The organism is Actinomadura madurae, assembly GCF_900115095.1.
Lineage (GTDB): Bacteria > Actinomycetota > Actinomycetes > Streptosporangiales > Streptosporangiaceae > Spirillospora > Spirillospora madurae.
Genome location: NZ_FOVH01000008.1, coordinates 201,176 through 214,369, shown reverse-complemented (window position 1 = coordinate 214,369; position 13,194 = coordinate 201,176). Strand labels below are relative to the sequence as shown.

Below are 13,194 nucleotides of genomic sequence, written 5' to 3'. Positions count from 1 at the left end.
CCTTGTCCCGCACCACGAAGACGGCCGCGCTCGGCTCGGCCTTCGCCGCGGCGGCCCTCGCCGTCGCCGTGACCGCCACCCCCGCCCTGGCCTGGACCGCCGGCGACTTCACGGCCACCCTCAACGGGACCATGACGATCGACGCGGGAATCCCCGCCTCCTGCACCGGCTCCACGCTGTCCGGCACGATCGCCGAGGACGGCGCCCTGTCCATCACCTCGGCGTCCGTCGAGGGCTGCGGCGTGACCGTCACCCCGCAGAACCTGCCGTGGAGCGGCAGCCTGAACGACGGGGTCGCCACCATCAGCGGCTTCTCCATGAGCGCCATCGGCTGCACCTACGCCGGCAGCATCACCGGCGGCTTCACCGGCACCGACCTCCCGGTCACCGCCACCTTCACCGAGCAGACCGTCAACAAGACCAGCGGGTTCTTCTGCCCGTCCTCCGCCACCATCACCGCCGCCTACGACTTCGCGCAGGCCTGATCGGGGGACCCGGCCGGCCCGACGTCAGCCGAGCCGGTCCCCGCGCCGTGACCCCGGCGGTCCCCGCCGGGGTCACGGCCCCGCGGCCCTCAGCGCAGCTCGTAGGCGCGGACGATCTCCTGGGCGACCGTGCTGCCCGCGGCGTCCTCGGCGTTGACCCGGAGCGACACCGTTCCCTTTCCGTGGAGCCGGGCGATGCCGTTCCTCAGCGGCACGGCCGTCCACGTGGCGCCGTCGTCGAACGACGTCTGAAGCGTCAGGCGCTTCAATCGCGCGGGCGAGTCGTCCTGCCGGTCGACCTTCAGCTTCAGCGTCCGAGAACGGGTTCTGTTCCGCAGGTCCAGATCGGCTTCATAACCGACCTGGAGCAGCGGCAGAACGGTCGTGTCGGTGGTGTGCGCGGAATGGAACGTCCAGGACGTGTTCGTGCGCGTGGACTGCCGCGCCCAAAGGGCGGTATTGGCGAAGTTCCATTCCACCCGGTACTCGGCGTCGTCCGGCGTCGTCGCCAGGGTGCCGGTCACGCGGTTGGGCGTCTGGGCGATCAGCGTGCCGTCCCGGTAGACGCGGAAGTCGGTGACGAAGCCGTCCGGGAACGAGCTGGAGTACGCCCCGGCGAAGTTGTCCGCGGCGTCCACCAGCCCCATGCTGAAGCGGATCCCGTCACCGTTGCGGGCGATCGGTGCCTGCGGATTGACCCCGCCTGCGAGCGGGCCCTCGAACCACGTTCGCGTACCCCGGTAGCCGGGCTTGTACGCGGACGCCGGACCTCCGCTCAGCATGACGTGCGGGATCTTCGGCGTGGGGAACGCGTGGTTGTACGGCTGTTCCGGCGTGGCGGCCATGGCGGACCACGTCGTCTTCGGGTCCGCGGAGACGTACTCCACGCGCGTCCTGGGGGCGCCGGTGAACGGCTGGGCGTAGGCGATCGAGAGCTCCTCCCAGGGACGCAGGCTGTAGCGGGCCGTGGTCATGGAGCCGGTGCCGTGGTAGGCGTTGTCGAGCCGCGCCAGGTCCCGGGTACGCGCGACGTAGTGCAGGTTCTTCGACACCCGCCCCGTCTCCGGGAACACGAGGTCGTACTGGTACGGGCTGTCCACGACGCCCGCCGCCGTCACGACGGTGTTGTTCCGGCGTAGGAGAGCACGTCCTTCTTCTTGGGAGAGACGCACGGTCGGAACCTTCAACTGCGTTCCGTAGCCGCCCGGGTCGTCGTTCACGCCCGGCTTGTCGTTGTAGACGGCCACCATGCGGGCGCCCGCCTTCGCGGCCCGGTTGGACAGCTCGGCGACGGGCACGCCGTCCCTGCGCTGGACGAGCGCGAGCCGGCCGCGGAGATCGGCGCCGGGCCGGTCCCCGTCCGCGACGCGCATGCTCGTCCTGCCGTCCAGGCGGGGGAGCTGGTCCGAGGTGTCGCTGAAGTAGCTCGCGGGGTAGTACATCGGGTCCAGCGAGCGGCCCCGGGCCCGCATCGTGATGGCGGGCGCCTCCAGCCGCCACCGGGTGTACGCCTCGAACGTCCCGGAGCGGACCTTCGCGGTCGGCTGCAGGAACACCCGCTCCTCCAGCTTGGCGTTGCTGTTCATGTAGACGCCCTCGTTCACGGCCTGGCCGCGCTCCGTGCCGCGGGTCCACATCAGGTGGCTGATCGCGCCGAGGTTGGCCTTCGTGGCGTGTCCGGGCGTCCGGACCGTCACCTCCTCCGCCTTGCGCGCGTCGAGGACGATCTCGGTGTCCCCGGTGATCTCGATCTCCGGGTAGCCGACGAGGCTGAAGTTGAGCGGCTTTTCGGAACCGGTGCTCGACGCCCACGACGGCATGGTCTTGATGACGCCGAGCACGGAGTACGTGCCGGGCCGCAGCAGGACGCAGCCGGAGTCCTCCCAGCGGGCGTCGGTGCACGGCCCGTCCGGGTTCCCGGGCAGCGGCCGGTGCGCGTTGCCGAGCGCCGCGTCCGCGACGTTCAGGAAGCCGGCCGTGCCGAGCCCCGGCCGCCCGTCGCGCGCGATGCTCTTCACGCGCACGGCGACGAGCTCACCGGACGCCCTCGGCGCCGGCGCGGCCGGGCGGCGGCGCTCGTGCAGCGCCGTCACGTTGTAGCGCTCCGGGTCGTCGGTGAGCCGGTCGTCCGGGACGACGTACAGGTCACCGCCGCCGTGCCTGACCGAGAACGCGGGATCGCGTCCCGGACCGGGCGTCACCGTCGTGCCCCTGCCCTCGACGTGGACGGTGTCCCCGGTGGGCAGCGTGACGTCATAGGCTCCGCTCTGCCCTCGCAGGGCGGAAGCCGGACCGGCGTCCGCCTCCGCGGGCGCGACCGGCACCAGGACGCCGAACCCCAGGGCTCCCAGAGCGGCTGCGGTCTTCAGCCACATGGCCATCCCTCCCCATAAAGTGGATCTTGATTGTCGTTTCGGTGATCACCGAGATCCAAGGGGCGGGGATGGCGGCTTCCGCCATGGCGGGAACCCGCCAAACGGACGGAAGACCTCTACATTTGGGACGTGTCCGATTCGCCGTTGCTGGAGGGACTCGGCGTCACCGCCGCCGAGGAGACGGCCTACCGCGGCCTGCTCCGCGAGGGCCCGTCCACCCTCGCCGGCCTCGCCGCGCGCCTCGGCACGTCGGCCGCCGCCGTGCGCCGCCTCCTGCCGCGCCTGGAGGAGCTCGGGCTCGTGACCCGCCTGGCCGGCCGCCCGCTCCGCCTCCTGGCCACCCCGCCCCACGTCGCCGTGGAGGCCCTGGTCGCGAGCCGCCAGGAGGAGATAGCCCGCACCCGCGCCGCCATCGGCCCCCTCCTCGCCGAGGCCGCCCCGCACCCGGAGGAGCTCGTCGAGGTCGTCAGCGGCCGGGCCGCCGTGGCCCGCCGCTACCTGCAGCTCCTCCAGGGCGCCCGCGAGGAGCTGATCGTCCTGGTCCACCCGCCGTTCGCCACCGACGTCACGATCTCCAGCGAGGAGCAGGAACGCACGATGCGCCGCGGCATCCGGGTGCGCGGCATCTACGGCCCCGAGGCGTTCGGCGAGCCCGGAGCGCTCGACCGCGTCCGCCGCGCCGTCGCCTCCGGCGAGCAGGCCCGCCTCGGCGCCGTCCCGATCAAGCTGGCCATCGCCGACGGCCGCACCGCGATGCTCCCGCTGACCTCCGAGCACGCCAGCTCGGTCGACAGCTCCCTCATCGTCCACCCCTCGGCCCTGCTGGACGCCCTGGTCTCCCTCTTCGAGGCCCTGTGGCGCGGCGCCCTCCCGCTCCCCGGTGAGGACGCCCCGGACGACGCCGTCCTCACCCTCCTCGCCGCGGGCCTCACCGACGACGCCATAGCGCGCCGCCTCTCCATCAGCACCCGCACCGTCCAGCGCCGCGTCCGCGACCTCTGCGACCGCCTAGGCGCCCGCACCCGCTTCCAAGCCGGCGCCCTCTACACCCACCACCTCGACCCCTGAGATTGCTCAGAGCAGGCGACAGGGCTCGCCGAGGACGATCTCGGCACCAGGCAGGTCGGCCAGCCGTGCGGAAAGCGTCGCCTCCGCGAGCCGCTTGGCGACCGATCCGACGTGGTCGAGTTGTACCTCCCCATCCGGCGCGGGCCCGGGGCCGTCCGTGAAGACCGGGTGCGGGTCCGGGCGGGCGGGCAGGTTCACGCCCGGCGCGATGACCTGGCCGGGGCGGCGGGACGAGCCTTGCAGCCAGCGCAGCAGTGCGTCCGGGTTCCCGACGGTCGCGGACAGGCCGACGCGCTGGACTGGGCGGCCGGTGAGCCGCGCCAGCCGCTCCAGGACGGCCAGCAGGTGCCAGCCCCGGTCGTCGCCGGCGAACGCGTGAACCTCGTCCACCACCACGGCCCGCAGCCCGGAGAACCAGCGGCGCTGATCGACCTTCGTGCTGACCAGCATGGATTCCAGTGATTCCGTCTCCAGTCGCGGCAAAAGGTTGTTGAGCAACGCCTTGAGCGGCGCCAGATACAGCAGGGGCGGCGCGGCCCACGACTCCGCCGCCATCCGTGTCAGCAGCGGGAGCAACCCGCTCAACCGCCCTCAACCTCGGGCGCGTGTTCAGCGGCGCCTGCGGTTCCTGGCCACCGCCGCGAGTTCGATCTTGATCAACCGGCGGCTCTCCTCGGCGTGGGCTTCGTCGCCGGTGTCGTGGAGCCCGGCGAGGGCGGTCCGCCAGATGGCGGTGGCGGCTTCGGGGTCGTCCAGGGCGAGTTTCTCCCGGGCCTGGCGGTCGAGGGCACCGGACCGGTTGAACGGCTGGTCCGCGTGGCCGAAGCATTCCGCTGCCAGCGCGAAGTACTCGTCGGCTGCGGCGTGCTCCTCCCGCCGGGAGCAGAGGTCGGCCAGCTCGTACGCGAGGCGTCCGGCCATGCCGGGGTTGAAGACGTGCTGGGTCTTCTCGAACAGGAGAAGTCCTTCCTCCCAGGCGTCCTGGGCATCGGCGTCGCGGTCGAGGGCACGGTATGCCTGGCCGAGCATCAGCAGCGTTCTGGGGGCGTGGGCGCGTACCTCGTCGTTCCGGCACAGCGTCCGGCAGCGTTCGAGCCGCTCGGCCGCGTCGGCGTGGCGGCCGGCGCCGGTCAGAGCCTTGGCGAGCAGTGTGAGCAGCGGCACCTCCTGGAGCGACGGAAGGTTCTCCCACACCGTGGTCATGGGGGAGAGCAGGTCGATCGCCTCTCTGTACCGGCCACGATCCACCAGCGCCTCAGCGTGGAACTGGTCGGCGACCTGCCCGGCGATCGGGTCGTCCATGGCGGCGCCGATGGCCTGGGCAGCCGCGATCTCCCGTTCGGCGTCGTCCGGACGGCCGCTCAGCCGGTACATCTGGGCGAGCCGGTAGTGGATGTTGCAGGCCAGGCCCGGCGCCTCGGCGGCATCCACGAGTTCCGCGGCCTGGGTGAAGGCCGCGGTCGCCGCGTCTCCGTCGGACTCCCTGAAGACGCGGTAGTCGCCGAGCCGTTCCAGCAGCAGAGCCTGGTCGTTGCGGTCGTCCAGGCGCCGGGCCGCCGCCAGGCCGAACTCGCACGCCTTCTCCCAGACGGCCCACATGGCGCGGGACTCGGCGATGACGGTGACCGCGTAGGCCATCGATACCGTGTAGGGGTCGAAACCGCGATGGTCGCTGTAGCCGAGCAGGCCGATGAGGGCGTCCTCTTCGGCGTCCAGCCAGGCCCGGGACTCCGCCGGCAGCGGCGGCGGCGAGGAGGGAGCGCCGGACATCCCGGCTACGGCGCCGGGGAACAGGCTTCGCAGCACCATGTTCATCTTGTCCCGATGCCAGGTGAACATCGCCTCCAGCGCCGGGTCGTCGTCGCCGTGCTTGGGGGCCAGTTCGATGGCCAGGAGCCGCATCAGGTCGTGCGTGCGGTAGCGGCCGGGCTCGTCGGCGGACTCGATGAGCCGGTCCAGCAGGAGCCGGCCGAGGAGATCGTCGGCGTCGGCCGCGGATATGCCCATCAGCGCGGCGGCCAGGTCCGTCCCGAACGTCGGGCCGGGAGTCGCCGCCAGCTGGCGGAACAGCCGGGCGGCGTCGGCGGGCAGGTCCCGGTAGGACAGCTCGAAGGAGGTGCGGACGTCCAGGTCGTGGATCCGCAGCCTGCTCAGCCGGCTGCGGACGTCCGAGAGCCGCTCGGCGAGGTGGCCGGGCGTCCAGTCGGTGCGGGCCCGCAGCTGCGCGGCGGCGATGCGCATCGCCAGCGGCAGCCGCCCGCACGCCTCCACGATCCGCTGGGCCGCCGCCGGATCCGCGGCCACCCGGGCGGTCCCGCCGATCGCGCCGAGCAGTTCGAGGCTCTCCTCCGGGTCGAGGAGCCCGAGGTGGCAGACGGCGGCCCCGGCCAGCGCGGGCAGCGGGTTCCGGCTGGTGACGATGACCAGGCTGGACGTTCCGCCCGGCAGCAGCGGTCGTACCTGGCTTTCGGAGGTGACGTCGTCCAGGATCACCAGGACCCGGCGACCGGCCAGGAGGGAGCGGAACGACGCCGCCTGCTCGGCCGGGTCCGCCGGGACGTCGCCCGGGGACTTGCCCAGCGCGCGCAGGAACCCGGGGAGCACCAGTTCCGACGTGAGGGCTCCGTCCTGAGCACGCATCGCGCCGTTGAGCTGCCCGTCCGGAAAACGGGCGGCGAGGTCGTGCGCGAGACGCAGCGCGAGCGCCGACTTGCCGACCCCCGCCAGCCCGGAGATCACCACGGGTGGACGGTTCGCCGTCTCGTCGGAGCACTGCGCCAGCAGGTCGCGCAGCTCGGCTCCGCGGCCGGTGAAGTCGGCGGGCGCCGGCGGGAGCTGCCGGGGGACGGCTGGTTCGGGCGCGGGCAGCTGGACGGTCACTCCGCTGTTGTCACCGGTGACCGCCACGCCGATGTCCCCGCCGGCCGCTACGGACTTGCCGCCGATGGCCTGGACTCCCGGGTCGGCGCCGGTGCCCTGCCGTCGTCGGCCGCGCCCGCGGGTCATGGCCGGGTCTCGTCGCCGGTGACGGCCTCGTGGATGTCGCCGCCCGCCGCGACGCTGCCGTCACCGCTCGCCCGGACGGGACCCGCTGGTCCTGCGGATCCCGGGCTCGCCCGCGGTGCCGGGGCGGGGCCGGTTTGGACGCGGTCACCGGTGACGGCGCGTCCGATGCCGCCGCCCGCCGCGACCGACCGTGCTCCCGACGCCTCGACGGAGGAGCCGTCCTCGGGCGTCCGGGACAGCACGTAGACGGACACGGCCGTCCCTGCCAGCCCGGCGAGCGCCCCGACGACGCTCGCGGTCTTGTCGGCGGTATCCAGGTCCACCGCGACGACCAGGACGACCAAGCCCACCGTGACCAGGCCGCATAAACCGGTGGCCAGCCCTGCAACGATCCTTGTCCGAGCCGTCATGAACCCATGGTGCCCCGAAGCTCCGCCGTCTCCGCTAATGGACAGAGCGGCATGGTCATTCCGGTCCGTCCCGATGGGGCCCGTTCCAGGCGGTGCATCACGACTGGAACGTGACCCCCTAGACGGTGAGGTCGTCGTTGCCCTGTCTGATGTAGCCGAGCAGGGCATGCCAGTGCGGAAGGGGGACGGCGATGATGGGCCCCGTGGCGTTCTTGCTGTCGCGGATCCCGATGGTGTGGCCGGCCGGGTCCAGGACGGCCACTTCGACGCAATCGTTGCCGCTCATGGACCGGCGGCTCTTACGCCAGGCCGTTAGAGGAGCAGGGCGTTCAGTTCTGCCGAGTCGGCCTGCTGGGTCCAGGGTGGACATGGGGATCAGAACCTGCCTTTCTTGTACGCGCGTGAGGAGGACCCACTGCCGCACCGTCGTCCGCGTGACCGGGTCGGTAGACCGCCGGAACGGCGGCGGAGAGTGGTTCAGGGCCATTGGATCGCCGGTCGGCACGGCTGGGCGGCCGACGTGCGCAGGCCGCGCAAGTGTGCAGATGGTGCACATTCCTCTGGGCAGCTCAAGCGTGGTCACGTACCGTGCCGAGCGAGGCGTGTCCCCGGGGAGCCTGTGATGGTGCCCGTCAAATCAGACCGGTTCTGGCGCTCGGCCATGGTGCGGGCGCTGATCGATGCCCACGATCTCGGCGCTTTGATCCGGCTGGCGCGCGAGCGTCGCGGCTGGAGCCAGCAGGAGCTGGGGAAGGCCGCCGGGTTCTCCCGGTCGACGGTGTCGCGATTGGAGACCAGCCGTACCGCCATCACCGATATGGCGAAGTTACGGCTGATCGTCGGCGCGCTGGAGATTCCACCCAGCGTGTTAGCCGAGCTTCTCGGGCTTGCAGAGGCTTCTGCGGTTACGGTGGTCACTAATGTGGCCACTGCGGCACTGGAGGACCCCATGCGCCGTCGCTCATTCGTCGCCGCCGGACTGGCCGTTCCGCTGTCGGCCTTGGTCCCGATGGACAAGGTGCTGGCGGCGGCGTCCCCGCCCGCGCTGCCGTTGAACCGGCAGCAGATCATGCGGCAACTGATGCAGGCCCGGCGGTTGTGGCACGCCGGTGAGCTGAACCGGCTGCTGTCCGAGCTGCCCGAGCTCCTCGCGACCGCAGGTCACGCCGCAGGCGAGACGCAGGACTCCGCCGGGTTCGTTCTCGCCGGCGCCTGCTACGACCTGGCGGCCGAAGCGCTCAACAAGGTCGGCGCGAACCGGCAGGCCCACACCGCGGCGGACTGGGCCGCGCTGCACGCCGACCGATCCGAGGACCCGGTCGCGATGGCCGCGGCCGCACGCACCCGGGGAATCGTGCTGCGGCACGAAGGGCAGCACCAGCTCGCCGAGCAACTCACCCTGCAGGCGGCCGCGCGGGTCGCCCGTGCCGGACTCGCCGACCCTGCGCAGGCCCGAACGTACGCGCAGATGCTGGCGACGTCCGCCTACAACGCGGCGCTCGCCGACGACCGCGACCGAGCGCTTGAGATGATCGAGGACGCCTGGCAGGCCGTGATCCGCCTCCCTGAGCAGCAGCCCCCTGGATGGGCGCTGTCGGCCCGTTTCCCCATCGACCGTGCGCAGGTCTCCCTCTACAAGGTCGGGGTGCGCTGGGCGCTCGGTGACGCGGGTGAGGCTCTTGCGGCGGGCCGGGACCTGCGCCCGGGAATGTTCCCGACCCCCGAGCGCAGAGCCCGGCTGCACACCGACATGGCCCGCGCGGAATGGCTACGCGGTCGCCCGGAACAGGCGACTCAGCGGCTGCTGGCCGCGCACGCCCAAGCACCGGCGGAAATGGCGGGACGACCCGCCATCCGCCGGATGGCGGTGCAGATGGTGCAACGGCATCCGCGGGTACACGGCGCCCGCGAACTGGCCGCGATCGTGCGGCCGGACACCAGGGCACGGTAAGGCTGTCAGCCAACCGCGTTTCCTAGCCTGCTGCCTGGCGGAGGGCCCACGTCTAACCGGCTCCCCGTTCATGGCCGGGATCCAGACCGAGGTGAGGCATCCGCTGTGTGCGATGGCGCTGACCAAGGTGCACACGTCCACGCGCTGCGGCAACTCGCTTGCCAGGACAAGCATCCGCTGGCCGAGGCGGTATGCAGGGACACGCGAACACGACCGCACCCGAGTGAATCTTGACGCTGAGGGGCAGTGGGAGTTGGACAGCCGGATGAGGCGCAGGGCGTTAACGCACACCGGGGCCGTGCCGGGCGGAACGCTCGCAGTCCCAGGTGTGGTGGGGCGGGTATGAGGCGACCATCCGTTGACGGGATGGGTGGGATTCAAACGCCGTGATTATGGGGGCAGGCCAGTCATCACCGAGCAGATCTTGAAAGCGACGAACCCCCGGCCGAGAGGTGGCCGAGGGCTCTGGGGTGTAAGCGCAGAGGGCGTCAGGCCAGGTCGTGCTGGCTGCTCTTGACGTCGCTAGTGAAGGCGGCCCAGGCTGCGCTACTGAAGGTCAGATTCGGCCCATGGGGATCCTTGGAGTCCCGTACCCCCACCACGGTAGCCAGATCCGCCACCTCGACGCATTCACCGCCCTCGTGAGCGCTACGGCTGCTCTTGCGCCACTGGACGTGTGTGATGTCACTCATAGACTCTCCATCACTGTCGATATCAAGGCTCGCGACTCCTCTATGGGCAGCGCGTAAGCCTTCAGCAACTCGTACCGTACGACATAGCTCGTCACACGCGTAGGCTTCTCGAAGAGCATGCCTTCACCTGCCGACTCGGTGTATGCGATGTTCGTGCCGTCGTTGAAACCCAGGATGGTGAAGCTTCCCGCAAGGCCAGCGTGGTAGCCAGCGCTCCATGGAACCACGTTGAGCATGACGTTGGAACGGCGGCCGCACTCCAGCAGGTAGGCGAACTGGTTTCGCGTGATGTCCCGACTCCCGATCACACGGTGTAGCACGCTCTCGTCGAGAGTGAGCCAGATTCGAGGTGCGTTCTGTCCGGTCATGATCTCACGTCGTTCCATGCGTTTCTGAATCAGTTCCTCCGCTACGGATTCCTCGACGTCGCGGAAGATCGAGCGGGCGTAGTCCTCGGTCTGGAAGAGTCCGCTGAGCAGGAGTGCGTTGTAGACGTGGATCGAATCGGCCTTTTTCTCGCGCGCGTTGTACTCGGTGAAGCCAGGGGGGAGAATGGGCTCGATCTCGATGTCACCAGCGAGCTTCCATAGGCGGTAGAAAATGCCGTCCGTTTTGAAGAAGGTGTCGAGGTCGTGAGCGCTTTGCTCGGACACCTTGCGCCCGCTCTCCATGGTGCTGATTCATTGGGGTGTGCAGCCGAGCGCATCCGCTAGTTGCTTGCCCGTGAGTTCAGCCTCTTCGCGCTTTCCGCGGAGTTCGGTGCCGAAGAAGATGCGCGCTCGATTTTCACCCATGAAAAGCCTCCGGGGGTCAACCTGGGGAGCATGGTTGAGTTGATCTTGGCTCGACTTGACCGTCGGTGTGGAACGGTCACTACCGCACTTTTACCCGGACAGGGAGGCTGTTTGCAAGCTTTTCAGCGAAACGACAGAAAGTGAGGTCCTCGGGATGTCCAAGAGGTCGGTATCGAACGATTTTGCGATGGCGCGAATTTCCTTAATGCCCGATTGGCGCGGTGCGCGATCGCGCGACGGCTTCGTGGCGCGGCGACTCGCCGAGCTGAGCCACTACCAGGTCCTCAACGGCTGCCTTCCCGAGGTGCAGGCCCGGGACGAAGGCGAGTTGTGGCTGCTCTGCGACGCCCAGACGCGCTTGTACGAGCGGATCGCCCTTGCGGAGTCCACGAGGAGGTGGCCGTGAGTGTCCCCGAGCACGAGTCCCCGGCCGTCGAGTCGTACGTCAGGCTGAAGGCCCTGGGGATGCATCTCAAGGCGCACGGTTTCACGGTCGACTACGTGGCCGGGGGGTTGGTCGTCCGCAACACGACCTCCACGGCGCGGAGTTTCTGCGGCGCTGAGGGGATCTCTGGCGACACGATCATCCGCCGCCCGCACGACAAGGACGAGGGCCGGTACTGGTTCTTCACCTCGTGGCAGCAGCCCATAGCCGAGTCCGAGCGCATCACCGACGCCTTGGTGATGATCAAGGGCTACCTGGGAGCCTCCGCGTGAAGGCCACCGACGACGGAGCATGGCGACACGACCCGGCCGCGCACCTTGCCGAACTGAGGCGAGAGTTCCCGACCTTCGGCATCATCGCCGACCCGGAACGCCCGATCTGGATGGCAGTCCGAGGCGACGACCTGTTCATCAGGGCAACAGACGCCTTCGTCCTCCGCCAGCGGCTCCAGGAGATATCGAACTGTTGAGCCTGGCCGGCCGCCTACTCATCCGCCTTCTTCTTGCCCGGACCGCGCCCCCGGCCCTTCTTCGGAGGCCGCCACTTGGCGAGTTCATCCCGAGACAGGCCGGGGTACCGCTCCACCTGCTGCTGGAGGTAGCCCTCGTAGGCGACGGCCGGGCTCAACCCGGTCTCCGGATCCACCTCGCTATACCACTGCTTAACCCAGGGCATCACTTCGTCCAGCCCAGCCAGCAACGGCATAAGCCGCTCAAGCTCCCACCCATCCCGAGTGGTCCGCTCCTCAATGAGCGTCACAAGCGCATGAGCCTGCTCCGCGTGATCCCAACCTGCCCACCCAAGAAGCAGCGTCTTGTCCCCATCCGGGCTAGCCCCCGGGTACGAGATGAACCGCTCCTTGGGAACATCGAGCTTCCCCCGATTCCGCCAGTACGAGTTCTTGACGAAGTCCGCGCTCGTGTACTTAGGCGGAACCTTGATATCGAGCCGTTCCCCGGTCTTGTCTTCCAGCCGCTGCAACCGCCACGTCTCTTCCCACTGCGTCCGCTTACGCAGCCCAGAGTCTTTGTAGCGCAGTGCCGGAATGAACGGCACATGCTCAGCATCCAGGATTTCTTCCAGGGCGTCGATCAGCTCAACTTCCTCACCCGCATACAGCCGCGCGACCGACACGAAGTCCGCGTCATCTTGAAGCCGGTCAGCCAACCGCCCTACCGTCATCATCCTCGGCCGGTCTGTGCCGCTCTCATCCGAAGAGAACCACAACCCCCGGTCCTCACTCCGGTCGAGCAACCAGTTCCGAAGAGCATCTTTCTCCTGTTTCTCCCAGGATTCGGACGCCCATCGACGTTTGTATTCCGGTCGCTCGATCAGGCCAATGCTTTGCGGGAGCTTCTCGATCGTCTCAATGCGCTTCTCGATTACACGGCGATACTCCTCTGGCCAGTGCTCCGGAACCTTCGTGGTCGGCATAGATCCATGCCGTGCAAACCATTGCGTCTCGACTTCGCCGGCAGCCATCTTCCGCGCCAAGACGATCTCGAAGGCCCGCTCACCCAACTCGATCCCAGGCACTGACTTTGGATCAGCGGCCAGTTCAGCCGCCTCCTCCTCGGTGAGGAGCCCATAGAGTCGATATACTTCCCAATCCAGTTCTTCTTGAAGGGCGACCATCTTTCGATGGAGAGATGACCACCTCTCGCGTGACCTTCTTAGTAGATCGGCGTGTAGGATCTCTTTGTTGGCAAGGTGTTCAGGTGTGCTTTTTCGACGTTCTTGTGCGAGGGAATTAAGTGCTGAACTGATTCGCTCGGCATGCCCTAGTGGGAGCGGAAAATTTGCCAGCTTTGTGCCAGTGAATTCATGAAAGCGCGGTCGCCCAGCGCGGCGACGAGCTGAAACGTGCCGAGGAGCGGCTGCGCGGACGCGAGTCGGCCGCATCCGCCGCGCTACGCGCGCTCACCGCGCTCGGCGCCGAGAACGGCCTGCCGGTCGGCGAACCGGCGC

General features: G+C 69.3%; 14 protein-coding genes. 6 read left to right on the top strand and 8 right to left on the bottom strand.

The window, feature by feature from the left end; genetic code table 11:
* Positions 1 to 2 precede the first annotated feature (2 nt).
* On the top strand, positions 3 to 485 hold the full coding sequence (locus BM339_RS23065; protein WP_021595052.1) for a hypothetical protein: 483 nt from the start codon (positions 3 to 5) through the stop codon (positions 483 to 485).
* An 89-nt stretch (positions 486 to 574) separates the two neighbouring features.
* Here the strand turns inward: BM339_RS23065 and BM339_RS23060 are convergent, their stop codons facing one another.
* The gene (locus BM339_RS23060; RefSeq protein WP_075022168.1) at positions 575 to 2,860 is read right to left on the bottom strand and encodes a PA domain-containing protein; all 2,286 of its coding nucleotides are present in this window, start codon (positions 2,858 to 2,860) and stop codon (positions 575 to 577) included.
* A gap of 129 nt (positions 2,861 to 2,989) precedes the next feature.
* Here BM339_RS23060 and BM339_RS23055 point away from each other — a divergent pair, with 129 nt between their 5' ends.
* The gene (locus BM339_RS23055) at positions 2,990 to 3,928 is read left to right on the top strand and encodes a helix-turn-helix domain-containing protein (protein ID WP_177287758.1); all 939 of its coding nucleotides are present in this window, start codon (positions 2,990 to 2,992) and stop codon (positions 3,926 to 3,928) included.
* Between the two features lie 6 nt (positions 3,929 to 3,934).
* Here BM339_RS23055 and BM339_RS23050 read toward each other — a convergent pair whose 3' ends face one another.
* From BM339_RS23050 to BM339_RS23035, 4 genes are all read right to left on the bottom strand, one after another.
* Positions 3,935 to 4,513: a DEAD/DEAH box helicase gene (locus BM339_RS23050; RefSeq protein ID WP_337959926.1), complete on the bottom strand. Its 579-nt coding sequence runs from the start codon at positions 4,511 to 4,513 to the stop codon at positions 3,935 to 3,937.
* 24 nt (positions 4,514 to 4,537) lie between these two features.
* On the bottom strand, positions 4,538 to 6,934 hold the full coding sequence (locus BM339_RS23045; RefSeq protein WP_075022166.1) for an NB-ARC domain-containing protein: 2,397 nt from the start codon (positions 6,932 to 6,934) through the stop codon (positions 4,538 to 4,540).
* Complete coding sequence (locus tag BM339_RS23040; protein ID WP_083597840.1) at positions 6,931 to 7,344, bottom strand: hypothetical protein; 414 nt, start codon at positions 7,342 to 7,344, stop codon at positions 6,931 to 6,933. The genes BM339_RS23045 and BM339_RS23040 overlap by 4 nt, the downstream gene beginning before the upstream one ends.
* Positions 7,345 to 7,462: 118 nt before the next feature.
* A complete protein-coding gene (locus tag BM339_RS23035; RefSeq protein WP_075022264.1) occupies positions 7,463 to 7,714 on the bottom strand; it encodes a DUF397 domain-containing protein in 252 nt (83 codons plus the stop codon).
* Positions 7,715 to 7,966: 252 nt separating this feature from the next.
* Between BM339_RS23035 and BM339_RS23030 the strand changes: the two genes are divergently transcribed.
* Positions 7,967 to 9,295, top strand: coding sequence for a helix-turn-helix domain-containing protein (locus BM339_RS23030; RefSeq protein ID WP_218163728.1), 1,329 nt, complete (start codon positions 7,967 to 7,969; stop codon positions 9,293 to 9,295).
* 488 nt (positions 9,296 to 9,783) lie between these two features.
* On the opposite strand, the gene BM339_RS23025 is transcribed toward BM339_RS23030, so the two are convergent.
* Positions 9,784 to 9,987, bottom strand: a complete 204-nt coding sequence (locus tag BM339_RS23025) for a DUF397 domain-containing protein (protein ID WP_021595060.1) — start codon at positions 9,985 to 9,987, stop codon at positions 9,784 to 9,786.
* Positions 9,984 to 10,658, bottom strand: a complete 675-nt coding sequence (locus BM339_RS23020) for a DUF5753 domain-containing protein (RefSeq protein WP_075022164.1) — start codon at positions 10,656 to 10,658, stop codon at positions 9,984 to 9,986. Before BM339_RS23020 ends, BM339_RS23025 begins: the two co-directional genes overlap by 4 nt.
* A 328-nt stretch (positions 10,659 to 10,986) precedes the next feature.
* Between BM339_RS23020 and BM339_RS23015 the strand changes: the two genes are divergently transcribed.
* From BM339_RS23015 to BM339_RS23005, 3 genes are read left to right on the top strand one after another with little or no spacing between them, the layout of a single operon-like run.
* Positions 10,987 to 11,187: a hypothetical protein gene (locus BM339_RS23015; RefSeq protein WP_143118561.1), complete on the top strand. Its 201-nt coding sequence runs from the start codon at positions 10,987 to 10,989 to the stop codon at positions 11,185 to 11,187.
* Positions 11,184 to 11,498 (top strand): hypothetical protein, encoded by a 315-nt coding sequence (locus BM339_RS23010; protein WP_075022163.1) that lies wholly within the window; start codon positions 11,184 to 11,186, stop codon positions 11,496 to 11,498. The genes BM339_RS23015 and BM339_RS23010 overlap by 4 nt, the downstream gene beginning before the upstream one ends.
* The gene (locus BM339_RS23005) at positions 11,495 to 11,695 is read left to right on the top strand and encodes a hypothetical protein (RefSeq protein ID WP_075022162.1); all 201 of its coding nucleotides are present in this window, start codon (positions 11,495 to 11,497) and stop codon (positions 11,693 to 11,695) included. The genes BM339_RS23010 and BM339_RS23005 overlap by 4 nt, the downstream gene beginning before the upstream one ends.
* Before the next feature lie 14 nt (positions 11,696 to 11,709).
* Here BM339_RS23005 and pglX read toward each other — a convergent pair whose 3' ends face one another.
* Positions 11,710 to 13,128, bottom strand: coding sequence for a BREX-2 system adenine-specific DNA-methyltransferase PglX (gene pglX, locus BM339_RS23000; protein ID WP_143118559.1), 1,419 nt, complete (start codon positions 13,126 to 13,128; stop codon positions 11,710 to 11,712).
* Between the last annotated feature and the right edge of the window lie 66 nt (positions 13,129 to 13,194).